The sequence below is a fragment of the Mesorhizobium sangaii genome (assembly GCF_014207355.1).
Lineage (GTDB): Bacteria > Pseudomonadota > Alphaproteobacteria > Rhizobiales > Rhizobiaceae > Mesorhizobium > Mesorhizobium sangaii.
Genome location: NZ_JACHEF010000001.1, coordinates 853,578 through 877,265, shown reverse-complemented (window position 1 = coordinate 877,265; position 23,688 = coordinate 853,578). Strand labels below are relative to the sequence as shown.

Below are 23,688 nucleotides of genomic sequence, written 5' to 3'. Positions count from 1 at the left end.
TACTGACGGGCTTCGTCTGCGGCGTTGCTCGGGGCTTTGGCAGGGAGCGCAATCGGCCGTTCATGAAGGCAACCAAGCAAATCTTCGACCTTGCCGGCGCGGCTCTGCTGCTGGTGGTCACATCGCCTGTTCTGCTGCTCGCCTTCCTTGCCGTTCGGGCATCATCACCCGGTCCGGCCATTTTTTCGCAGACGCGGGTCGGCCGCGACGGCCTGCTTTTTCGCTGTCACAAATTGCGGACGATGTATGTCGGAACGCCGTCATTGCCCACGCACGAGGCGCCTACGAATTCCGTCACCTCGGTTGGCAAGGTCTTGCGGAAATTCAAGCTCGACGAACTGCCGCAGTTCTGGAACGTTCTGAAGGGCGAGATGAGCCTGGTCGGGCCGCGTCCCTGTCTGCCGACGCAAACGGAATTGATCGAGTGTCGCAGGCGGCTGGGGGTCTTGGCAGCACTTCCGGGCATAACGGGCCTCGCCCAGATCAGGGGCATCGACATGTCGAACCCCGAGCTTCTGGCCAAAACGGATGCCTCCTATCTCAGCACGGCATCGTTCTGGCTCGACCTTCGGATCTTGTTTGGAACGCTCTATCGAAGCTGAGCAGGGCATGATCCCAAAAACCGGAAGCCGGTTTTGGGAAGAGATCATGGTCAACCAACAAGCCGAGGTTCAGGAAGCCGCGCCAATTCGGCCAGCCGCTCCAGCGTACCGGTTTCAGGTGCCCAGCCCTGCGATATCAGCAGCGAAGGGTCGCATATCTGCGTCGCGGTCATGCTGTCCCAAAACGCCCGCTTGCCCAGCACGGCCGCGGCCGGCCGCATCAGGCCGGCAGGCACCGTGATCAGGCGCGTCGGCCGTCCGAAACCCCTGCGAAAGGCGGCAATGACGGCCGCGATCGCGACCGGTGGCACATCGGCGCCCATATAGGTCGGACGAAGTGACCCCGAATGGCTCAGCAGGTGCGACACCGCTCGCGCCGCGGCTTCCGAGGACATCAGCGAGCGGATTCCCGTCAAGGCGCCCGTCGGCAGCGGCAGCGCCGTATCAGCCAGGCGCATCAGCGTCGTCAGGTTTCCCCTCATGCCGTTTCCATAGACCGGAGGCAGGCGCAACACGGCGGCATCGGAACGGCCGAGCGACGCATAGGCGTTGAGAACCTTGATTTCGGCTTCGCGCTTCGAGCGCCCATAGACGCATTGCGGGGCAGGAAGCGTGTTCTCGTCGATCGTCGCGCTGACGCGAGCGCCGATCACGGCCCGGATCGACGAGAGGTGGATGAAACGTCCGCTGACCTGCGCGGCCGCTGTCTGCGACAGCCGCGCGCTCAATTCCACATTGGCCGCCCGATAATCGGCTTCGGTGGCGTCGCCCTGATCATTGTTGAGCCCGGCGCAATGGACGACATGGGTCACATCCCTGGTCAGCGCCAGGAAGTCCGCGGCAGGCGCATTGAAATCGGGCATCGCCACAGCTTCGCTTCCCGAACCCAGCCTCTCCGGGTGACGGGAGGCGAGGCGAAGCTCGGCACCGGCGTCACGAAGGTGGCGCACGACAAGACGTCCGATGAAACCCGTCGCACCTGTCACCAGGACTCTCATTGCCCTGCTCGCGACAGCTCTTGGGTGGCTGGTGGAAGCGCCTGCTCTTCCGTCACTGTTGGAAGTGCTTGCCCTTCCGCCAATGGAGCCTGACGTCCGGAGGCAAGATATGTCCCGCACACCAGGAAGACCATCAGCACCGAGTCCAGAATGTCATGGCCGATCAGGATCCCCGTCATCCCGGCTGTGAGATAAGTGATCACCACGATGACAATCATGGTCGCGCCGAACCGCTCGACCGGATCGCCACTGTTTCGCAAGACCCGGACGGCATTTCCAGCGGCAAAGACAAAGATCGCCGCCAGCGTCACGGCGCCTAGAATTCCTGCCTGCACCAAGGCGGTCAGGAAGCCGTTGTGGAAATGGTTGAAGCCTGTGTCCATTGCGAACTGGTCATGAAAGCCCTGCTTGATCAAAAGCTGGCTGGCACCCACGCCATGTCCGAACACCGGCATGTCATGGAATGCCTTGAGGCCGATCTCCCAAAGGGCAACACGTATCCCCACCGAGGTGTCGTAGTTGTCGTGGGTTCCGAGCGCATCCCAATCGGAGCGCAGAAAGTCGACACGCCCGGATATCGCCTGGAAGCCGAATGCGGCGATGACGACGCCGACTGCCGTCAGCAGCAACAGCACGCGAACGGCATTCCTGCCTCTGAGCCTCCGATGGTTGATCAGCAAAACGGCGATGCCGGCAATCAGCAGCGCCAGCCAGACAATACGCGAACCGGAATAGATGATGGCGATCGTTCCGGCTAGTGCGGCGTAGAAGAGGGGGTTCCGGGCTCGCTCTATGCCTGACAAGGCACCGGCCACGCAGACCACCACGGCAAGGCAGACGACGGTTGCGAAGACGATCGGATTGCCGGCCCCGCCCTCGGCCCTGACACCCATCCAATATTGCTGGATGACGGCCATCAGCAGCGCGACAAAACAGGCGGCCATGCTGCTGAGCACGATGGTACGGGCAAGCGTGGCTTTCTGCGTGACGCTCCAGGTCGAATAGGAGACGGGAAAAAACAGGAAGGTGACGAGCGGGATAAGGTGTGGCGCATCTCTGGCAAGCGAGTTGTTGACGATGGAGGCCATGAGGTTGGCCGCGCAATAGGCATAGATCGCGACCGTCAGCCAGATCATGGGCCGGTCGATGTTGAAGCGCCTTTTCCCGGCGCCAATCATCGCGAGGGAGGCGAGGGCTCCGCCATTGAACACAAAACTGACCAGCGATCCCAGAACCGGTGGAAAAAAGAAGCAAAGGATGGAGAAGTAGACATTCACCCGCGAGGCAGTGAATTGCTGTCTTATGGATGAAAACCGGTTCAATGCTCTAGGTCACAATTCTCTGGGAGCGATAGGTGTCGTCGGCGGCAACGGATATCGCCTCGAAATTGCACGTGTTCCATCATGCGTCGTGCTCGTCTTCAGCAGCCGGTATAGCGGCTTGGCCCCTTTTTCGATAGTGCGGCAAGGTGGGGTTGCCGCCAGAAATCGATGGCCACCGACGGTGGCCTGGCCAAGGCATTCACGTGGCAATTTGCGGGTTCAGCCAGGCAATATTTTCCCCGGCTTTTCTTGCCCGCTTGCCCTGTGAGCAGGAATTTCCGGGTTTTGGCGCGCCCATGGAAAATTCATTCCCGATCCGTGCGCCGCGAGGCCAGTCCTGCATTGTTCTCTCCAACGGCGATCTGCTAGAACGCCGGCACGAAAGAGATTGTCCAGAGGCAAGGCTTGAACCGCGCGCCAAAAGCTCGATGATTTGAGGCAAGGTCTTCTGTTGGAAGGCACGAAAGAACGCTTACAGTCCATGACCATTGCGCTTACGCATCTTCAGCGGCTTGAAGCCGAGTCCATCCATATCTTCCGTGAGGTTGCGGCTGCCTTCACCAAGCCGGTGATGCTCTATTCCGTCGGCAAGGACTCTTCCGTGCTGATGCATCTGGCGATGAAGGCGTTTTATCCCGCCAAGCCGCCGTTCCCTTTCCTTCACGTCGACACGACCTGGAAATTCCGCGAGATGATCGCCTTTCGCGATCAGATGGCGCAGAAACTCGGTTTCGATCTGCTGGTTCATGTCAACGAAGACGGCGTGCGTGACAACATCAACCCATTCGATCACGGTTCGAACACCCATACCCATGTGATGAAGACCGTGGCGTTGCGCCAGGCGCTCGACAAATACGGTTTTGACGCAGCCTTCGGCGGCGCCCGTCGCGATGAGGAGAAATCGCGCGCGAAGGAGCGCATATTCTCCTTCCGCAACGCGCAGCATGTGTGGGACCCGAAGAACCAGCGACCCGAGATGTGGAAGATATTCAACACCCGCATCGCATCGGGTGAGTCGATCCGCGTCTTTCCGCTGTCGAATTGGACCGAGCTCGACATCTGGCAGTATATTCTGCAGGAAAACATCCCGATCGTGCCGCTCTATTTCGCCAAGGAGCGGCCGGTGGTCGAGCGCGACGGCATGCTGATCCTGCGGGACGACGAGCGCATGAAACTGCGTCCCGGCGAGACGGTGGAGAACCGGCTGGTGCGGTTCCGCACGCTCGGCTGCTATCCGCTGACCGGCGCCATCGAATCCGATGCCGACACGCTGGAAGCCATCGTCGGCGAAATGCTGACCGCGCGCACCTCCGAACGGCAGGGTCGCCTGATCGATCGCGATGAAGCCGGCTCGATGGAAAAGAAGAAGCGCGAGGGGTATTTCTGACCATGCGCCACATCATGGCAAAGAGCCTCGCACCCACCGACGGCGTCCGCGATTATCTGGCGGCGCAGGAGAAGAAATCGCTGCTGCGCTTCCTGACCTGCGGTTCCGTCGATGACGGCAAGTCGACGCTGATCGGCCGCCTGCTGTCGGACACCAAGCAGATTTTCGAGGACCAGCTCGCCGCGCTCGAGCGTGATTCGCGCAAGCACGGCACGACCGGCGACGACATCGATTTCGCGCTTCTGGTCGACGGTCTCGAGGCTGAGCGCGAGCAAGGCATCACCATCGACGTCGCCTACCGCTTTTTCGCCACGCCGAAGCGCAAGTTCATCGTTGCCGACACGCCCGGCCACGAACAATACACGCGCAATATGGCGACCGGCGCCTCGACCGCCGACCTGGCCATCGTGCTGATCGATGCCCGGCAAGGGGTGCTGCCGCAGACGAGACGCCATTCGATCATCGCCTCGCTGCTCGGCATCCGGCACATCGTGCTGGCCGTCAACAAGATCGATCTCGTCGGCTTCGACCAGGCGGTCTTCGAACGCATCACCGAGGCCTATGGGCAATTCTCGCGGGATCTCGGCTTCCAGACCATCGTGCCGATCCCGATGTCCGCCCGCTACGGCGACAACGTCACCAGCCGCTCGGACAGCATGGCATGGTATTCCGGTCCGACGCTGATCGAGCATCTTGAAACCGTCTCGGTCGAGGAAGCAGTGGTCGAATTGCCGTTCCGTTTCCCGGTCCAGTATGTCAATCGCCCCAATCTCGACTTTCGCGGTTTTGCCGGCACGATCGCGTCCGGTTCGGTTGCACAAGGAGATGAGGTCGTCGTCGCCAAGTCCGGCAAATCCTCACGCGTCAAGCGCATCGTCTCCTATGGCGGCGACCTAGCCCGGGCCGCCGCCGGCCAGGCCATCACGCTGGTTCTGGACGACGAGGTCGAGATCTCACGCGGCAACATGCTGGTTTCGCCGGCCGCGCGGCCGCAGGTCGCCGATCAGTTCGCCGCCAACATCGTCTGGTTCGACGAGCATGCGCTGCTGCCCGGCCGCTCCTACATCCTGCGCACCGAGACCGATCAGACCAGCGCCACCGTCACCGACCTGAAGTACCGGATCAACGTCAACGACTTCGCCCATGAGGCGGCCAAGTCGCTTGACATGAACGAAGTCGGCATTTGCAACATCTCGACGCGGACGCCGATCGCCTTCGATACCTTCGCCGAGAACCGCACCACTGGCGCCTTCATCCTGATCGACCGCATCAGCAACGCCACGGTCGGCGCCGGCATGATCTTGCACTCGCTGCGCCGGGCCGAGAACATCCATTGGCAATCGCTCGATGTCGGCAAGCGCGTCCGCGCTGACATGAAGAACCAGCGGCCCGCCGTGTTCTGGTTCACCGGACTGTCGGGCTCCGGCAAGTCGACCATCGCCAACCTGTTCGAAAAGAAGCTGTTCGCCACCGGCCGCCACACCTATATCCTGGATGGCGACAACGTCCGTCACGGTCTCAACCGCGATCTTGGTTTTACCGACGCCGATCGCGTCGAGAACATCCGCCGCGTCGCCGAAGTGGCGCGTTTGATGGCTGATGCCGGATTGATTGTCATTGTCTCGTTCATTTCGCCGTTCAGCGCCGAGCGGCGCATGGCGCGCGAATTGATGGCCGACGGCGAATTCATCGAGGTGTTTGTCGACACGCCCTTCGAGGAATGCGCCAGGCGCGATCCGAAGGGCCTCTATGCCCGCGCACTGAATGGCGAGATCAAGAACTTTACCGGCGTGGATTCACCCTACGAAGCGCCGGAAAAACCGGAAATACATCTGAAGACGCTCGGCAAATCAGCCGAGCAGATGGTAGACGCCCTGGAACACTGGCTGAACGAGCGCGACATTGCCGAAGACCAATACGACAACGGCGGCGGCATCTGACGACAGGCTGATGCTCGACATCTTCGAGCGGCTGGCCCTGGCCGCCGGACGCGAGGTCATGCGTGTCTTCCATGCCGGCTGCGCGGTCGACCGCAAGTCCGACGCCTCGCCGGTGACCGAGGCGGACCGCGAGAGCGAGAAGATCATTCTCGCCGGACTGCGGGCCGCATTTCCCGACATCCCCTGCGTGGCCGAGGAGGAAGCATCCGCCGGCATCGTGCCGCCGGACCTGGACGGGGCCTTCTTTCTCATCGATCCGCTCGACGGCACCAAGGAATTCGTCAACCGCCGCACCGATTTCACCGTCAACATCGCGCTGGTCCGCCATGGCGTACCCGAAGTCGGTGTCGTCTTCGCGCCCTGCAGCGGCCGTTTTTTCTCGGGCCGGCCAGGCAGGGCGGAAGCCATCGAGGTCGACGACGACTACCAGGTCACAGCCCGCCGGCCGATCTCGGTGCGGACGGCCGTGGAACCATTGGCCGTCGTCGCCAGCCGCTCCCACAACACGCCGGAAACCGAAGCCTATATTCGCGACCTCGGTGCTGCCGAGATCGTCTCGGTCGGCTCGTCCTTGAAATTCTGTCTTCTCGCCAGCGCCGAAGCGGATGTCTATCCGCGCTTCGGCCGCACCATGGAATGGGACACCGCGGCGGGCGATGCCGTGCTGCGCGCGGCCGGCGGGATGACGCGCACGCTGGACGGCCAGCCCCTGGTCTACGGCAAGCGCAAGCAGAGCGATGACGCAGATTTCGCCAATCCGCATTTCATTGCCAGTGGCAAGGTTGGCGCCAGCAGCAAGGCAGGCGAGGCCAGCCGCAGCTGAGGCGGGCCGGCAGCTTACTCGGCTGCGGCCTGCGCCGAATTCGAGCCGATATAGTTGCGGATGGTCTCGATGATCCGGTCCTGGTCGGCTTCGCTGAGATAGGGGTGCATCGGCAGGCACAGGATCCGCTTCGGCAGGTCCTCCGACACGGCAAGGCCGGTCGGCGTGCGCGGGTAGTCGCGATAAGCGACTTGGGTATGCAGCGGCTTCACATAGTAGATGACCGACGGAATGCCCTTTTCGCCGAGATGCGCCTTCAGTCCGTCACGCTTGGGCGTCTCGATCGCATACTGTGCCCAGGCCGATCGGCTGCCGTCCAGATTGCGGGCCGCGGTGACGATGTCGCCAAGCCCTTCGGCGTAGCGGTTGGCCACCACCTGGCGGGCCACCATCTCGTCTTCGAGGATGGCCAGCTTCTCGATCAGGATCGCCGCCTGGAGGGTGTCGAGCCGCGAATTGATGCCGACGCGGACATTGTCGTACTGCGTCTCGCCCTTGCCGTGGAAGGCAAACGACCTGAGCTGCTCGGCCAACGCATCGTCATTGGTGAACATCGCGCCGCCGTCGCCATAGCAGCCAAGCGGCTTTGCTGGGTAGAAGCTGGTCGAGCCGACCGCGCCAAACGAGCCGCACATCTTGCCGTCGCTTGAGCCGCCCATCGACTGGGCGGCATCCTCGATCACCATCAGCCCTTCGCGGTTGGCGATTGCCATGATGGCATCGTAATCGGCGGCAAGGCCGAACAGATCGACGGGAATGATCGCCTTCGGCTTCAGCCGGCCTTCCTTCTTGATCATGGCGATGGCCGCCTCGAGGCTGGCAATATCGATGTTGTAGCTATGCGGGTCGACATCGACGAACACCGGCTCTGCCTTGGCCAACGCCACCACTTCGGCGGTGGCGGCGAAAGTGAAGCTTGGCACGAACACGGCGTCACCCGGTCCGACGCCGGCCGCAAACAGCGGCAACAGCAGCGCATCGGTGCCGTTGGCGCAAGCCACGACATGCTTGGTGCCGACATAGGCGGCGAGCTTGTTCTCGAATTCCGTGACTTGCGGGCCGAGTATATAGCGGCCTTCTTCGACGACGCGGTCGATCGCGGCCTTCAGTCGGTCGCGGATTCGTTCGCGCTGCGCGCCAAGATCGATGAACTGCATGTCGGCCTCAAAACGGGTTAGCCAGATAACCGGCCGCTGGTATCAGAGTTGCGCCGGCCGAGAAAGCCGCGGCAGCAAAACCGCGAATTGCGCAAGTGTCGCAGTCTGTTACCTGTATTTTCCGGCGTGTCTTCGCGAGATGCCGGAAATCCGGCCTTCGTCGGGCCCGATCCTACCTTGATAATCCCTGAGATCGGCCCTGCGAAACATAAAGTGATCGAGAAGACTGATCTGTCCTGAGGCCATCGCGACCTAGTCAGGCGATCTCATGCCGCCAGGGCGGATTGGCGCCGGCCCGCGACACGGTCACGGCCGCTGCCTTGTTGCCAAGCGCCAGTGCCTTGCCGATGGCGTCCTGCGAAAGGCCGGCGATTGCCGTCTTTGTCAGCAGGCCTTGTTCCTGCAGCGAGGCGAGGATGCCGGCATTGAATGTGTCGCCGGCGCCGACCGTGTCGACCACCTTGACCTTTTCCGTCATCACCGTGACGGCGTGTTCCTTGGTGTAGCCGATGGCGCCTTCGCTGCCACGAGTGACGACGATCAGCTTCGGGCCGCGGTCGAGCCAGTTGCGGATGACATCCTCGTGCGAGCCGGCTTCGCCGAACCAGTTCAGGTCTTCGTCCGACAGTTTGACGATATCGGCCATCGCCATCATGGCGCGGATGCGCCTGAGGTGCTTGGCCTTGTCCGGGATGAAGTTCGGCCGGATGTTGGGGTCGAGCATCATGACGCGGCTTTCATGCTCGCGCCGCATGAACTCCTCATAGGCACTGCCGGCCGGCTCGGAGATCAGGCTGATGGCGCCGAACAGCATGGCCTCGATCTCGTTGCCGAGCTGCGGCAGATCGTCGACGGTCAACATGCGGCCGGCGGTGTTTTCGTCATAGAACGTGTAGGTCGCCTGGCCGTTGTCCAGCTTGACGAAGGCCAGCGTCGTTGGCCGTGTCGAAGTGTGTGCATAGGTGGAGCTGACCTTGCTCGCCCCAAGCGCATCCCTGAACTGACCGCCGAACAGATCCGACGACAGGCCGGAAAAGAACCCGGCAGGCGCCCCCAGCCGCCCGAGCGCGATGGCCGTGTTGAAGACGGCGCCGCCGACATAGGGGGCAAAGGCCGGCTCGCCGTTGGTCGTCATGCGCGGCAGCATATCGATGAGGGCTTCGCCGCAGCAGAGGATCATGGCTTCCTGGCCTCCGGCGGATAGATCACGCCCTTGCGGATGATGATGTTGGCGTAGAGCCGCGGCTCGCTTGTCGCGACGATGGCATGCGCCGATTTGACCCGTGCATAGAAGTCGGCGCCGGCCAGCGCAACCACCTTGCGGCCGGGCGCGCGTTTTGCGCACAGCGCCTCGATCTCGTGATGCACGGGATCGGCAAGCGAGGGATCACCTTTGACCGAGGCGCGAAACAGCGCCTCTGGCACGGCATCGTCGACCGGCAGGACGCTCAAGATCGCGTCGAGCACCGGCAGGAGATGATGACCGTCGGCTCGGATGAGCCGGTTTGCCTGCTCTTCTGCCGGATAGTTTCCGTCGACAATCGCGATCTCGTCGCCATGGCCCATGGCGCGCAATGTCGCCAGAAGCTCCGGACCAAGCAGCGCCGGGATTCCGATCAGCATCAGGCGCTCCTGGAAATAGTCGTCGAACCGATCAGGAAGCGTTCGGAGAGCGGCAGGCTGGCGCCACCGAGCGCCCGTGCGTGGATGCCGACGGTTCCCTCGCGGACGGCAGGGAGCTTCAAGCCTTCTCCGTCGATCGTGGCGATGGCTGCGATGATGGCGTCGACCAGCCGGCGGCGCACTGCCTTCGGCATCCATCCGTCGATCACCGCTGCCTCGAAATCGATGACCGAGGACGCGGCAACGATGGCATAGGCGAGCGCCCGCGAGGCGCTGGCAATCCAGTCATCGAGTTCGGGACCGATCTCGCCCCAGTCTTCCGGCGATGTCCACAGATGCGAAGCTTCGACGCCGCGCGCATTGAGAGCCTTTTCGAGCATGGCGATGGACGCCACGTCGATCAGCTGGGTCGGCTTGCCATCCGGCCCCGGCACGGGCATCGAGCCGAGTGCTCCGGCATTGCCGGTTGGCCCGCCGAAAAGCCGGCCATTCAGCACGATGCCGCCACCGGCAAAGGCGCCGATGTAGAAATAAACGAAGTCGCGCGCAGCACCGGTCTGGCCGAAGACGAGTTCAGCGCCGCAGGCCGAAGTCGCATCGTTCTGCAGGTAAACCGGAAAATCGCACTGTGCCTGGATGTCCGCCCTTATGTCGCGATGACGCCATTCGTCCATGGCATCGCGCGGGGCGCCGGCGGTATCGGCCCAGTTCCACAATTCGAACGGCATGGCGATGCCCAAACCGGCGATGCGCTTGTCCTGTGCGGGCGTCAGCTCGCCACGCATCTTCTTCATGCCGGTGGTGACGAACTCCACTGTCTCGCGTGGCGCCGGGTAGCGGTAGGAATGCTGCAGCATCGAACGGACCTGGCCAAGGAAGTCGATCAGCACGAGTTCGGCGCTGCGGCGACCGATCTTCAGGCCAATGAAGTAGGCGCCGTCGGGATTGAGCGCCATCGGGATCGAGGGTTGGCCGATCTTGCCGCGCAACGGCGCCTGCCGCAGCAGAAGGCCTTCTTCCTCCAGTTCGCGCATGATGACCGAAACCGTCTGCGCAGAAAGCCCGGTCATGCGGGCGATGTCGGACTTCGCCAGGCTGCCGTGCTGGCGCACCAGCGAGAGCACCAACCGCTCGTTGTGGTCCCGCATGCCGCTCTGGTTGGTGCCACGGTGAATGAGGCTATCATTCACCTCGGGCGAACCGTGCCTCGCAATGGCGGTCTCCACCCTGTTCCTCCCGTCGTTTCCCGGCAATGCTTTTGGGCCAGAATGGGTGAACGAAGCAAGGCTGTCAATAATAAATAAGAGTGATTTAATTATTGACAGAGCCTTCGCTCTAGTGTCTCTTGGGGTGGCGTCCGCGCTGGGAGAATTTCGTAGGATGCGCTGTAGATGCCGGTTGGCCGGCATCCGGAATGGTTCCATTGGGAGGAAAGTCGTGACCAATACAAAACTTCTGAAATCGACCGTGTTTGCCGCTGCCGCGCTTGGTCTGATGGCGTTTGCGTCGTCCGCATCCGCGGCAGGTGTCGGCGCCTGCCTGATCACCAAGACCGACACCAATCCGTTCTTCGTCAAGATGAAGGAAGGCGCCACGGCGAAAGCCAAGGAAATCGGCGTCGATCTCAAGTCCTATGCCGGCAAGGCGGAAGGCGACAATGAAGGTCAGGTTGCGGCGATCGAATCCTGTATCGCCGACGGCGCTAAGGGCATTCTGATCACCGCCACCGACACGGCGGCAATCGTGCCGGCGGTGAAGAAGGCCCGTGATGCCGGGATGCTGGTGATCGCGCTGGATACGCAGCTTGAGCCGGCCGACGCGGCGGACGCGACATTCGCAACCGACAATTTCAAGGCCGGCGAGCTTATCGGCTCCTGGGCCAAGGTCACCTTGGGGGACAAGGCCAAGGACGCCCATATCGCCTACATGGACCTGATTGCCAGCCAGCCATCGGTCGACGTGCAGCGCGACCAGGGATTCATGAAGGGCTTCGGCATCGACCTCGGTGATCCCAAGAAGATCGGTGACGAGACCGATGCGCGCAATGTCTGCCACGATCTGTCGAGCGGTAACGAGGATGGCGGTCACACCGCCATGGAGAACTGCCTGCAGAAGGATCCGGACATCAACGTCGTCTACACCATCAATGAACCGGCAGCGGCCGGCGCGTATCAGGCTTTGAAAGCGGTCGGCAAAGAAAAGGACGTGTTGATCGTTTCCGTCGATGGCGGCTGCCCCGGCGTCAAGAACGTTGCCGAGGGTGTGATCGGAGCCACCTCCCAGCAATATCCGCTGCTGATGGCCTCCCTCGGCATTGAGGCGATCAAAGCCTTCGCCGATAGTGGCAAAAAGCCCGAGCCGTCGCCCGGCCTGAATTTCTACAACACCGGCGTGACGCTGATCACCGACAAACCGGCAGCCGGCATCGAGTCCATCGACACCAAGGCAGGCCTCGCCAAGTGCTGGGGTTGATTTGACCCTCCGATCGGCTCAATCTTGAGACAACGATAAGAAGAAATGCGCGGGGCGGCCACAGCCGCCTCGTGCAAAAGGCGGGAGGCCGTTTTGAGCGTTGAAACCACCAAGGCCAGCGGAGCACAGGAGTTCGAGAAGACTTTGGCCGCAAGCGACACCAGCGTCGCTTCCTTCGATACCCATTCGCGCACGCCGCTGGAGAGCATCCAGCATCGGCTGCATAAAAGCCCGGCCATGGTGCCGTTGATCATCCTGCTCCTTTCGGTGATCCTTTTTGCCATCGTCGTCGGCGGACGTTTCTTTTCGCCGTTCACTCTGACGCTGATCCTGCAGCAGGTGGCGATTACCGGCATGGTGGGCATCGCCCAGACTCTCGTGGTGCTGACCGCCGGCATCGACCTGTCCGTCGGCGCCATCATGGTGCTGAGCTCGGTCGTCATGGGTCAGTTCGCCATGCATTACGGCGTCCCGGCCCCGGTTGCCGTCGCCGTCGGGCTTCTGGTCGGGGCGCTGTGCGGCTTTATCAACGGCATCCTCATCGCCAGGGTGAAGTTGCCGCCCTTCATCGTCACGCTCGGCACCTGGTCGATCTATGCGGCCGTCAACTTCATCTATTCGGGCAACGAGACCATCCGCAGCCAGGATCTCGAAACAAATGCACCGTTGCTGCAGTTCTTCGGCAATTCGTTCAAGGTCGGCGGCGCCGTGTTCACCTATGGCGTGCTGTTGATGCTGGTCATGGCGGCGATCGCCTGGTACGTGCTCAACCACACCGCCTGGGGACGGCATGTCTATGCGGTGGGTGACGACCCTGAGGCGGCCGAATTGTCAGGTGTTCGCGTCGACCGGATGCTGCTTGCAGTCTATACCCTCACAGGCATCATCTGCGCCATTGCCGGCTGGGCCTTGATTGGACGCATCGGATCGGTTTCGCCACAAGCAGGTCAGTTCGAGAACATCAACTCGATCACCGCCGTGGTGATCGGCGGTACCTCGCTGTTCGGTGGGCGCGGTTCCATTCTCGGGACCATCTTCGGCGCCCTTATCGTCGGCGTGTTTGCGCTTGGTCTGAGGCTCTGGGGCACGGATCCGCAATGGACGCAATTGTCCGTCGGCGCCCTTATCATCGTGGCGGTTGGCATCGACCAGTGGATCAGGAAGATATCGGCATGACCCAGGCTCAGGAACCGATTCTCACCGCTCGCGGGCTCGTAAAACGCTATGGCCGCGTCACCGCCTTGGACAACGCCGACTTCGACCTCTATCCGGGCGAAATCCTTGCCGTCATCGGCGACAACGGCGCCGGCAAGTCGTCGCTGATCAAGGCGATTTCCGGTGCAGTCACGCCCGATGAGGGCGAGATCCGCCTCGATGGCAAACCTATCGCTTTCAAGTCGCCGATGGAGGCCCGCGAAGCCGGCATTGAGACCGTCTATCAGAATCTGGCGCTGTCGCCGGCGCTGTCGATCGCCGACAACATGTTCCTCGGCCGCGAAATCCGCAAACCGGGCTTCATGGGACAATGGCTGCGCATGCTCGACCGTCCGGCAATGGAAAAGCGCGCCCGCGACAAGCTCACCGAACTGGGCCTGATGACCATCCAGAACATTAGCCAGGCGGTAGAGACGCTCTCAGGCGGCCAGCGCCAGGGCGTGGCGGTGGCACGCGCCGCCGCATTCGGCTCGAAAATGGTGATCATGGACGAGCCGACGGCAGCCCTTGGCGTCAAGGAGAGCCGCCGCGTGCTCGAACTGATCCTGGATGTGAAAAAACGCGGCCTGCCGATCGTGCTGATCTCTCACAACATGCCGCATGTCTTCGAAGTGGCCGACCGCATTCACATCCATCGCCTCGGCCGTCGCCTCGCCGTCATCGATCCCAAGCAATATACGATGTCCGACGCCGTCGCCTTCATGACGGGAGCGAAGGCCCCACCGGAGGCGGCGCTGGCGGCCTGAATTGTCAAATTGCCGCAGGGTAAGCTGGAGCAGGCTCATCTAAATCGATTGAACATGCGGCGGTATCGGCTAGCATAGGCTGGGAGGAACTATGAAAGCCGTTATGATCATGGCAACCGCACGAGAGACAGTATGACGAGCGCGATGACATCCGAACCCCTCCCGCCACTGCTCGAAAATCCTGACCCTGAGACGCTCGCAAGAGAAGTCTTGATGGCCCTCAAATACCGGGTCGGCAAGGGCACCTCCGTTGCCACGCAGCACGACTGGCTGACCGCGTCGATCAAGGTCGTGCGCGACCGCATCGTCGATCACTGGATGCAGGCGACACAGGAGGCCTACGCTCAGCAGGAAAAGCGCGTCTATTACCTGTCGCTGGAGTTTCTCATCGGCCGGCTGATGCGCGACGCCTTCTCCAATCTCGGCCTGATGGACAACATGCGCAAGGCGCTGTCGTCGCTTGGGGTCGACCTCGACCTCATCGCCGCGCTCGAGCCCGACGCGGCGCTCGGCAATGGCGGTCTCGGCCGGCTCGCGGCCTGCTTCATGGAAAGCATGGCAACTGTCGACATTCCGGCGCATGGCTATGGCATCCGCTACGCCAACGGCATGTTCCGCCAGGAGATTCACGACGGCTGGCAAGTCGAACTGCCTGAGACCTGGCTTGATCACGGCAATTCCTGGGAGTTCGAACGCCGCGAACGCTCCTTCGAGGTCGGTTTCGGCGGTTCGGTGGAATCGATCACCTCGAAGGACGGCCGGCTCGAGCGCCATGTCTGGAAGCCGACCGAGCACGTCCTGGCCGTCGCCTATGACACGCCAGTCGTTGGCTGGCGGGCCAACCGGGTCAACACGCTGCGGCTGTGGTCGGGCATGCCGGTCGATCCGATCCTGCTCGACAAGTTCAATGCCGGCGACCACATCGGCGCGCTCGCCGAAAGCAACAAGGCCGATGCCTTGTCGCGCGTGCTCTATCCGGCGGATTCGCACAAGGCCGGGCAGGAGCTGCGGCTCCGGCAAGAGTACTTCTTCTCGACCGCCTCGTTGCAGGACATCCTGCAACGTCATCTCAGCCAGTATGGCGATCTGCTGTCGCTGCCCGACAAGGCGGCGATCCATCTCAACGACACCCATCCGGCCATCGCGGTGCCGGAGCTGATGCGACTGCTGATGGACGTCCACGGCATGGATTTCGACCAGGCCTGGAGCATCACCAAGCGCACCTTCGGCTACACCAACCACACGCTGCTGCCCGAGGCGCTGGAAAGCTGGCCGGTGCCGCTGTTCGAGCGGCTTTTGCCGCGTCATATGCAGATCGTCTATGCGATCAACGCCGAGGTGCTTCTGGAGGCGCGTGCTTCCAACCAGTTCTCCGATGAGCAGATCAGCCGCATCTCGCTGATCCAGGAAAACGGCGACCGCCGGGTGCGCATGGGCAACCTGGCCTTTGTCGGTTCGCACTCGATCAACGGCGTCTCGGCGTTGCATACGGAATTGATGAAGGAGACGGTGTTTGCCGACCTCCACAGGCTTTACCCCGACCGCATCAACAACAAGACAAACGGCATCACGCCGCGGCGCTGGCTGATCCAGTGCAATCCCGGGCTGACGTCGCTCGCCCGCGAGGCGATCGGTGACCGCTTTCTCGACGACATCGACGCCATCAAGGGTCTCGATGCCTTCGCCGACGATGCCGACTTTCGCGACAAGTTCGCCGCCGTCAAGCGTGCCAACAAGGTGCGGCTGGCCAATCTCGTCGCCGACCGGCTCGGCATCAAGGTCGATCCCTCGGCTCTGTTCGATATCCAGGTCAAGCGCATTCATGAATACAAGCGCCAGCTCCTCAACATCCTCGAAGCGATTGCGCTCTACGACCAGATCCGCTCGCACCCCGAGCGTGACTGGATGCCGCGCGTGAAATTCTTCGGCGGCAAGGCGGCACCCAGCTATCACAACGCCAAGCTGATCATCAAACTCGCCAACGACGTCGCCAAGGTCATCAACCGCGACCCGGCCGTGCGCGGGTTGCTGAAGGTGGTGTTCGTGCCGAACTACAATGTCAGCCTGGCCGAGATCATGATGCCGGCAGCCGACCTTTCCGAGCAGATCTCGACCGCCGGCATGGAAGCGTCGGGCACCGGCAACATGAAGTTCGCGCTGAACGGCGCGCTGACCATCGGCACGCTCGACGGCGCCAATGTCGAGATCAAGGAATGCGTCGGCGACGACAACATCTTCATCTTCGGCCTGACCACGGCCGAGGTCGCCGAGCGGCGCAACAATGGCTACAACCCGCGCGCTGTGATCGAAGCATCGCCCGAACTGGCGCAGGCAGTGGCCGCTGTATCGTCGGGCGTCTTCTCGCCGGACGATCCGGAGCGTTACCGCGACTTGATCAACGGTCTCTATCAGAGCGATTGGTTCATGGTCGCCGCCGATTTCGACGCCTACACCGCGATGCAGCGCGAAGTCGATGCCGTTTGGCGCAACAGTCCCGACTGGTACGCCAAGGCAATCCGCAACGTAGCGAGTGTCGGCTGGTTCTCCTCCGATCGCACGATCCGCCAATATGCGAAAGAAATCTGGAACGTGCCTGTCTGATGTGATTGCATAAGGCCGCGAACAATGTGGTCCCGGGGTGTGAAATGCACACCCCTAAAACAAAACGCTTGGTACCCGGGGAGGGACGCTGCCTGATGAAGAAGCCGCGCGCGACCGCTGCGACAAGCGGGCCGGACGGACTGGCGGCAGCCAGCGATGTCGCGGCGATTGTTGCCGGCACGCATGGCGATCCCTTCGCAATCCTTGGCGTCCACGAGGTCGGCAAGAGCCTGTTTGCCCGCTGCTTTGTCCCGCACGCGGAGTTCGTCACCGCCTATACGCTGACCGGCAACATCGCCGGTGAACTGTCGAGGCGCGACGACGGTGGGTTTTTCGAAGGCAAGCTGTCGATCCGCAAGCGTCAGCCGCTGCGCTATCATGCCAGGAACGCCGGCGGCGACTGGTGGCTGACGGATCCCTATTCGTTCGGTCCGGTGCTCGGGCCGATGGATGATTACTACATCGCCGAGGGCTCGCATCTCAGGCTGTTCGACAAAATCGGCGCGCATGTCATCGAGCACGAGGGCGCCACGGGCGTGCATTTCGCCGTCTGGGCTCCCAATGCGCGGCGCGTCTCGGTGGTCGGCGATTTTAACGAATGGGACGGCCGCCGGCATTCGATGCGCGACCGCCGCGACACCGGCATCTGGGAAGTATTCATCCCCGATATCGGCGCCGGCCGGCCCTACAAATACGAGATCATCGGCCCCGATGGCGTCAGGCTGCCGCTGAAGGCCGATCCGTTCGCCTTCAAGTCCGAATTGCGGCCGGCGACCGCCTCGGTGACCGCGGTGCCACCGGCGCATCCGTGGGGCGACGAGGCCCATCGCAGTTACTGGCGCAAGGCCGATCATCGGCGCGAAGCCATCTCGATCTACGAGGTCCATGCCGGGTCCTGGCAGCTTCGCGACGACGGTACGTTCCTGTCATGGGATGAACTGGCCGACCGGCTGATCCCCTATGCAGTCGAGACCGGCTTCACACACATCGAGTTCATGCCGATCTCCGAACACCCATACGATCCGTCGTGGGGTTATCAGACAACCGGACTCTATGCGCCGTCGGCCCGCTTCGGCGATCCGGACGGCTTTGCCCGCTTCGTCGATGGCGCCCACCGCGCCGGCGTCGGTGTCATTCTTGACTGGGTGCCGGCGCATTTTCCGGTCGACGAGCACGGCCTTGTTCATTTCGACGGCACCGCGCTCTACGAGCACGCCGATCCGCGCAAGGGTTTTCATCCCGACTGGAACACCGCGATCTACAATTTCGGCCGCCGCGAGGTGGTGTCGTTCCTCGTCAACAACGCGTTGTTCTGGGCCGAGAAATATCATGTCGACGGGCTTCGCGTCGATGCTGTCGCCTCGATGCTCTACCTCGACTATTCGCGCAAGCAGGGCGAATGGATCCCCAACGAGAAGGGCGGCCGCGAGAACCTCGAGGCGGTCACCTTCCTGCAGAAGATGAACAAGGAGGTCTACGGCCACCATCCGGGCGTGATGACCATCGCCGAGGAATCGACCTCATGGCCGAAGGTCTCGGCACCGGTGCATGAAGGCGGGCTGGGCTTCGGCTTCAAGTGGAACATGGGCTTCATGCACGACACGCTGGAGTATTTCTCCAAGGAGCCGATTTTTCGCAAGCACCACCACAACGATCTCACCTTCGGCCTGACCTACGCCTTCTCGGAGAATTTCGTGCTGCCGCTCTCGCATGACGAGGTCGTGCACGGCAAAGGCACGCTGCTTGGCAAGATGGCCGGCGACGACTGGCAGAAATTCGCGACGCTGCGCGCCTATTACGCCTTCATGTGGGGATATCCCGGCAAGAAGCTGCTGTTCATGGGGCAGGAGTTCGCGCAGCGCCGCGAATGGAGCGAGGCACGCGCGCTCGACTGGAACCTGCTTGAGTTCCGCCCGCATCGCGGTGTCTGGCAGACTGTGCGCGACCTCAACTATCTCTACCGTTCGCGCCCGGCGCTGCATGGCCGCGACTGCGAACCGGAAGGGTTTTCCTGGCTGATCGTCGACGACAGCCAGAATTCGGTTTTTGCGTGGCTGCGCAGCGCACCGGGCGGCAGCCCGGTGGCCGTCATCTGCAATTTCACGCCGGTGCCGCGCGACAACTATCGCGTGCCGTTGCCCACGGCCGGAAACTGGCGCGAAATCATCAACACCGATGCTTCGGAATATGGCGGTTCCGGCAAGGGCAATGGCGGCATGGTCGAGGCGCGGGCGGAGGGAGGAGGCATCTCGGCAACGATGCTTCTGCCGCCGCTGTCGACAATCATGCTCGAACTGGTTGCGGACTGAGCCCCGAAACTGGGTAACATGTCGAGACTGAGTAACTTGGGAGGGTAGAGATGGCAGAGTTGAAACGGACCCAGCCGCTGGCGCGCGATGCCATGGCCTATGTACTGGCCGGCGGCCGCGGCAGCCGCCTCAAGGAGCTGACCGACCGACGCGCCAAGCCGGCCGTCTATTTCGGCGGCAAGACGCGCATCATCGACTTCGCGCTCTCCAACGCGCTCAATTCCGGCATTCGCCGCCTCGGCGTCGCCACCCAGTACAAGGCGCATTCGCTGATCCGCCATCTGCAGCGGGGCTGGAACTTCCTGCGGCCCGAACGAAACGAGAGTTTCGACATCCTGCCGGCCAGCCAGCGCGTCTCGGAAACGCAGTGGTATGAAGGTACGGCTGACGCGGTTTACCAGAACATCGACATCATCGAGGCCTACGGGCCCGAATACATGGTCATCCTCGCCGGCGACCACATCTACAAGATGGACTACGAGCTGATGCTTCGCCAGCACGTCGACGCCAATGCCGACGTCACTGTCGGTTGCCTCGAAGTGCCGCGCATGGAAGCCGTCGGCTTCGGCGTCATGCATGTCGACGCCAAGGACAACATCATCGCCTTTGTCGAAAAGCCGGCCGATCCGCCCGGCATTCCCGACAGGCCGGAGTTCGCCCTGGCGTCGATGGGCATCTACGTCTTCAAGACCAAGTTCCTGATGGAGCAGCTGCGGCGCGACGCCGCCGAGCCGGGCTCCAGCCGCGACTTCGGCAAGGACATCATTCCCTACATCGTCCAGCACGGTAAGGCGATCGCCCACCGCTTCGCCAAGTCCTGCGTCCGTTCGACCGCCGAGAACGAGGCCTACTGGCGCGATGTCGGAACGGTCGACGCCTATTGGGAAGCCAACATCGATTTGACCGACGTGACGCCGGAGCTCGACCTCTACGACCGCGACTGGCCGATCTGGACCTATGCCGAATTGAAGCCGCCGGCAAAGTTCGTGCATGACGAGGATGGCCGCCGCGGCTCCGCCGTTTCCTCGCTGGTCTCGGGCGATTGCATCGTCTCGGGGGCCTCGCTGAAGAGAAGCCTGATCTTCACCGGTGCGCGCATCAATTCCTATTCGACGCTGGAAGAAGTGGTCATGCTGCCCGACGTTCATGTCGGTCGGAACGCAAAGTTGAAGCGCGTCGTCATCGACCATGGTGTTAGGATACCGGAAGGGCTGGTGGTCGGCGAAGACCCCGTCCTCGACGCCAAGCGCTTCCGTGTTTCTGAAAAGGGCATCTGCCTGGTCACCCAGGATATGATCGACAAGCTGGCGCTTTAGAGCAATTCCAGGAAAAGTGTGAAACGGGTTTCCGTCCGGAATTGGGTCAAGACAAAGGGCTCTAGGACAGACAGGATCGGATTGTAGGCGCATGCAGGTTCTGTCGGTCACGCCCGAGATTTTTCCGCTGATCAAAACCGGCGGGCTTGCGGACGTAACCGGTGCCCTGCCAATCGCGCTGGCGGCCAAGGGCGTGACTATGCGCACGCTCATTCCCGGCTTTCCGACCGTGATGGCGGCCTTCAAGAAAAAGAAGGCCGTTCTGCAATATCCCTTGCTGCAGGGCGCCAAGGCTTCCGTCCATTCCGTCCAGCTCGCCGGGCTCGAACTGTTCGTGCTCGACGCACCGCATCTGTTCGACCGTCCCGGCGGCCCCTATGGCAATGCGACCGGCGTCGACTGGCCTGACAATTGGCGACGTTTTGCGGCACTGAGCCAGGTCGGCGGTGACATCGCCGGCGGGGCCATCTCGGGCTATCAGCCCGACATCGTCCATGCCCATGACTGGCAGTCGGCGATGACGCTGGCTTACATGCGCTACGGCAAGGCGGTCGGCGTCCCCTCGATGATGACCGTCCACAACCTTGCCTTCCAGGGCCAGTTCGGCGCCGGCATCTTCGGCGAACTTGGTTTGCCGGCGGTGGCGATGGCGCTCGACGGCGTCGAATATTATGGCGGCGTCGGCTTCCTCAAGGCCGGGCTGCAGGCAGCCTGGGCAATCACCACCGTCAGCCCGACCTATGCGCAGGAGATCCGCTCGGCGGAATTCGGCATGGGTCTCGACGGCCTCATCAACATGCGCTCCAGCGATCTCTATGGCATCGTCAACGGCATCGACACCGGCATCTGGGACCCGGAAACAGACAAGCATCTGGTCTCCGCCTATACGGCGGCGACGCTGAAGGCGCGCGCGCCCAACAAGGCTGCCGTGGAGGATCGCTTCGGCCTCGAGCGCGACGACAGCCCGATCGTCTGCGTCATCAGCCGCCTGACCTGGCAAAAGGGTATGGACATACTGGCGATGGTCGTCGACGGCATCGTTGCCAGGGGCGCGCGGCTGGCCATCCTGGGTTCGGGCGATGCCGGCCTCGAAGGCGCGCTGCTTGCCGCCGCGGCCAGGCATCGCGGCCGCATCGGCGTCGTCATCGGCTACGACGAAGGGCTGTCGCACATCATGCAAGGCGGCTGCGACGCCATTGTCATTCCCTCGCGCTTCGAACCCTGCGGGCTGACGCAGCTTTACGGCCTGCGCTATGGCTGCGTGCCGCTAGTTGCCCGCACCGGCGGCCTGGCCGATACGGTCATCGATGCCAACGAGGCTGCCGTTTCGGCAGGCGTCGCGACCGGCTTCCAGTTTGCGCCCAACAATGCCGGCGCCTTGCTGCATGCCATTCGCCGGCTCGTCGACGCACATGCCAGCCCGGCGGTCTGGGAATCGTTGCAGCGCCAGGGCATGAAAGCCGATGTCTCGTGGGACAAGAGCGCCGAAAAATATGTCGAACTCTATCGCTTGCTGCTTTCGAAAAGGGTTGCCTGAAGCATGATACGGACCGTCCCCACCAAACCCTATTCCGACCAGAAACCCGGTACGTCGGGCCTGCGCAAGAAGGTGCCGGTGTTCCAGCAGGAGCACTACGCCGAGAACTTCATCCAGTCGATCTTCGACGCGCTCGACGGTTTCAAGGGCAAGACCCTGGTGATCGGCGGCGACGGCCGCTTCTACAACCGCGAGGTGATCCAGAAGGCGATCGCCATGGCCGCCGCGAACGGCTTCGGCAAGGTGATGGTCGGGCAGGGCGGCATCCTGTCGACGCCGGCCGCCTCGCACGTCATCCGCAAATACAAGACCTTCGGCGGCATCATCCTGTCGGCCAGCCACAATCCGGGCGGCCCGCACGAGGATTTCGGCATCAAGTACAATGCCGGCAATGGCGGTCCTGCGCCGGAAAAGCTGACCGACGCGATCTTCGAAAAGACCAAGACGATTGCGAGCTTCAAGACCACCGATATCGAGGCGATCGACATCGACAAGATCGGCACGGTCAAGGCCGGCGGCATGACGGTCGAGATCATCGATCCGGTCACCGACTATGCCGAGCTGATGGAAAGCCTGTTCGATTTCGACGCCATCCGCGCCAATTTCAAATACGGCTTTCGCATGCGCTTCGACGCCATGCACGCGGTGACCGGCCCTTACGCCAAGGAGATCCTGGAAAACCGGCTTGGCGCGCCCAACGGCACCTGCCGCAACTTCAAGCCGCTGCCCGATTTCGGCGGTCACCATCCGGACCCGAACCTCGTCCATGCCAAGCATCTTTATGACGAGATGATGGGGCCGGACGCGCCGGATTTCGGCGCCGCATCCGATGGCGACGGCGACCGCAACCTGATCATCGGCAAGGGCATTTTCGTCACCCCATCGGATTCGGTCGCCATGCTTGCCGCCAACGCCCGCCTGGCGCCCGGCTACAGCGAAGGCCTGAAGGGCATCGCCCGCTCGATGCCGACCAGCGGCGCGGCCGATCGTGTCGCCGAAAAACTCGGCATCGGCATCTATGAAACACCGACCGGCTGGAAGTTCTTCGGCAACCTGCTCGACGCCGACATGGCGACGATCTGCGGCGAGGAAAGTGCCGGCACCGGCTCCAACCATGTCCGCGAAAAGGACGGCCTGTGGGCGGTGCTGCTGTGGCTCAACATCCTCGCCGCGCGCGGCGAAAGCTGCAAGCAGGTCGTCACCGAGCATTGGGCGACCTATGGCCGCAATTACTATTCGCGCCACGATTATGAGGAGGTCGAGAGTGACCGTGCCAACGCGCTGATCGACGAACTCCGCGCCAAGCTCGGCTCATTGCCGGGGACCAAGGTGCGCGGCATGACGATCGCCAGTGCCGACGACTTTGCCTATCACGATCCGGTCGATGGTTCGACCAGCGAACACCAGGGCATAAGGGTGCTGTTCGAGGGCGGTTCGCGCGTCGTCTTCCGGCTTTCGGGCACTGGCACGTCGGGCGCGACTTTGCGCGTCTATATCGAGCGCTACGAGCCGGACAAGTCGCGGCACGATCTCGATACCCAGGCCGCCCTTGCCGATCTGATATCGGCGGCCGATGATATTGCCGGGATTCGCAGCCATACCGGCCGCGCCAAGCCGAGTGTCATCACTTAATGAAATCT

General features: G+C 62.4%; 19 protein-coding genes. 12 read left to right on the top strand and 7 right to left on the bottom strand.

Annotated elements, in window-relative coordinates; all coding sequences use genetic code 11:
- The first annotated feature begins 62 nt into the window (after positions 1-62).
- Positions 63-602: a sugar transferase gene (locus HNQ71_RS04425; RefSeq protein WP_184871348.1), complete on the top strand. Its 540-nt coding sequence runs from the start codon at positions 63-65 to the stop codon at positions 600-602.
- A 50-nt stretch (positions 603-652) separates the two neighbouring features.
- On the opposite strand, the gene HNQ71_RS04420 is transcribed toward HNQ71_RS04425, so the two are convergent.
- The 3 genes from HNQ71_RS04420 to HNQ71_RS04410 all read right to left on the bottom strand — a co-directional run bounded on the left by HNQ71_RS04420 (position 653) and on the right by HNQ71_RS04410 (position 3,265).
- Positions 653-1,600, bottom strand: coding sequence for an NAD-dependent epimerase/dehydratase family protein (locus HNQ71_RS04420; RefSeq protein WP_184871347.1), 948 nt, complete (start codon positions 1,598-1,600; stop codon positions 653-655).
- Positions 1,597-2,922: an O-antigen ligase family protein gene (locus HNQ71_RS04415; protein WP_184871346.1), complete on the bottom strand. Its 1,326-nt coding sequence runs from the start codon at positions 2,920-2,922 to the stop codon at positions 1,597-1,599. Before HNQ71_RS04415 ends, HNQ71_RS04420 begins: the two co-directional genes overlap by 4 nt.
- A gap of 199 nt (positions 2,923-3,121) precedes the next feature.
- A complete protein-coding gene (locus HNQ71_RS04410) occupies positions 3,122-3,265 on the bottom strand; it encodes a hypothetical protein (RefSeq protein WP_184871345.1) in 144 nt (47 codons plus the stop codon).
- A gap of 138 nt (positions 3,266-3,403) precedes the next feature.
- Between HNQ71_RS04410 and cysD the strand changes: the two genes are divergently transcribed.
- The 3 genes from cysD to cysQ are packed head-to-tail and all read left to right on the top strand — an operon-like array spanning position 3,404 to position 7,072.
- On the top strand, positions 3,404-4,309 hold the full coding sequence (gene cysD, locus HNQ71_RS04405; protein ID WP_184871344.1) for a sulfate adenylyltransferase subunit CysD: 906 nt from the start codon (positions 3,404-3,406) through the stop codon (positions 4,307-4,309).
- Between the two features lie 2 nt (positions 4,310-4,311).
- The gene (cysN, locus tag HNQ71_RS04400) at positions 4,312-6,249 is read left to right on the top strand and encodes a sulfate adenylyltransferase subunit CysN (protein ID WP_184871343.1); all 1,938 of its coding nucleotides are present in this window, start codon (positions 4,312-4,314) and stop codon (positions 6,247-6,249) included.
- Between the two features lie 10 nt (positions 6,250-6,259).
- Positions 6,260-7,072, top strand: a complete 813-nt coding sequence (cysQ, locus tag HNQ71_RS04395) for a 3'(2'),5'-bisphosphate nucleotidase CysQ (protein ID WP_184872233.1) — start codon at positions 6,260-6,262, stop codon at positions 7,070-7,072.
- Positions 7,073-7,086: 14 nt separating this feature from the next.
- Here the strand turns inward: cysQ and HNQ71_RS04390 are convergent, their stop codons facing one another.
- The 4 genes from HNQ71_RS04390 to HNQ71_RS04375 all read right to left on the bottom strand — a co-directional run bounded on the left by HNQ71_RS04390 (position 7,087) and on the right by HNQ71_RS04375 (position 11,078).
- Complete coding sequence (locus HNQ71_RS04390) at positions 7,087-8,229, bottom strand: DegT/DnrJ/EryC1/StrS family aminotransferase (RefSeq protein WP_184871342.1); 1,143 nt, start codon at positions 8,227-8,229, stop codon at positions 7,087-7,089.
- Between the two features lie 256 nt (positions 8,230-8,485).
- Positions 8,486-9,409, bottom strand: a complete 924-nt coding sequence (locus tag HNQ71_RS04385; protein WP_184871341.1) for a carbohydrate kinase family protein — start codon at positions 9,407-9,409, stop codon at positions 8,486-8,488.
- Positions 9,406-9,852: an RbsD/FucU family protein gene (locus tag HNQ71_RS04380; protein WP_184871340.1), complete on the bottom strand. Its 447-nt coding sequence runs from the start codon at positions 9,850-9,852 to the stop codon at positions 9,406-9,408. The genes HNQ71_RS04385 and HNQ71_RS04380 overlap by 4 nt, the downstream gene beginning before the upstream one ends.
- On the bottom strand, positions 9,852-11,078 hold the full coding sequence (locus tag HNQ71_RS04375; RefSeq protein ID WP_184871339.1) for an ROK family protein: 1,227 nt from the start codon (positions 11,076-11,078) through the stop codon (positions 9,852-9,854). The genes HNQ71_RS04380 and HNQ71_RS04375 overlap by 1 nt, the downstream gene beginning before the upstream one ends.
- A 268-nt stretch (positions 11,079-11,346) precedes the next feature.
- On the opposite strand from HNQ71_RS04375, the gene HNQ71_RS04370 reads away from it, so the two are divergent.
- From HNQ71_RS04370 to HNQ71_RS04335, 8 genes are all read left to right on the top strand, one after another.
- Positions 11,347-12,324, top strand: a complete 978-nt coding sequence (locus HNQ71_RS04370) for a sugar ABC transporter substrate-binding protein (protein WP_246461320.1) — start codon at positions 11,347-11,349, stop codon at positions 12,322-12,324.
- A 93-nt stretch (positions 12,325-12,417) separates the two neighbouring features.
- Complete coding sequence (locus HNQ71_RS04365; protein WP_246461181.1) at positions 12,418-13,500, top strand: ABC transporter permease; 1,083 nt, start codon at positions 12,418-12,420, stop codon at positions 13,498-13,500.
- Positions 13,497-14,285, top strand: coding sequence for an ATP-binding cassette domain-containing protein (locus HNQ71_RS04360; protein WP_184871336.1), 789 nt, complete (start codon positions 13,497-13,499; stop codon positions 14,283-14,285). The genes HNQ71_RS04365 and HNQ71_RS04360 overlap by 4 nt, the downstream gene beginning before the upstream one ends.
- Positions 14,286-14,417: 132 nt before the next feature.
- Positions 14,418-16,886 (top strand): glycogen/starch/alpha-glucan phosphorylase, encoded by a 2,469-nt coding sequence (locus HNQ71_RS04355; RefSeq protein WP_184871335.1) that lies wholly within the window; start codon positions 14,418-14,420, stop codon positions 16,884-16,886.
- A gap of 95 nt (positions 16,887-16,981) precedes the next feature.
- Positions 16,982-19,195, top strand: coding sequence for a 1,4-alpha-glucan branching protein GlgB (gene glgB, locus HNQ71_RS04350; protein WP_184871334.1), 2,214 nt, complete (start codon positions 16,982-16,984; stop codon positions 19,193-19,195).
- Positions 19,196-19,245: 50 nt separating this feature from the next.
- The gene (gene glgC / locus HNQ71_RS04345) at positions 19,246-20,511 is read left to right on the top strand and encodes a glucose-1-phosphate adenylyltransferase (protein ID WP_184871333.1); all 1,266 of its coding nucleotides are present in this window, start codon (positions 19,246-19,248) and stop codon (positions 20,509-20,511) included.
- Between the two features lie 91 nt (positions 20,512-20,602).
- Positions 20,603-22,048: a glycogen synthase GlgA gene (glgA, locus tag HNQ71_RS04340; protein ID WP_184871332.1), complete on the top strand. Its 1,446-nt coding sequence runs from the start codon at positions 20,603-20,605 to the stop codon at positions 22,046-22,048.
- 3 nt (positions 22,049-22,051) lie between these two features.
- Entirely contained in the window at positions 22,052-23,680 is a 1,629-nt protein-coding gene (locus tag HNQ71_RS04335) for an alpha-D-glucose phosphate-specific phosphoglucomutase (RefSeq protein WP_184871331.1), read from the top strand.
- The last annotated feature ends 8 nt before the right edge of the window (positions 23,681-23,688 follow it).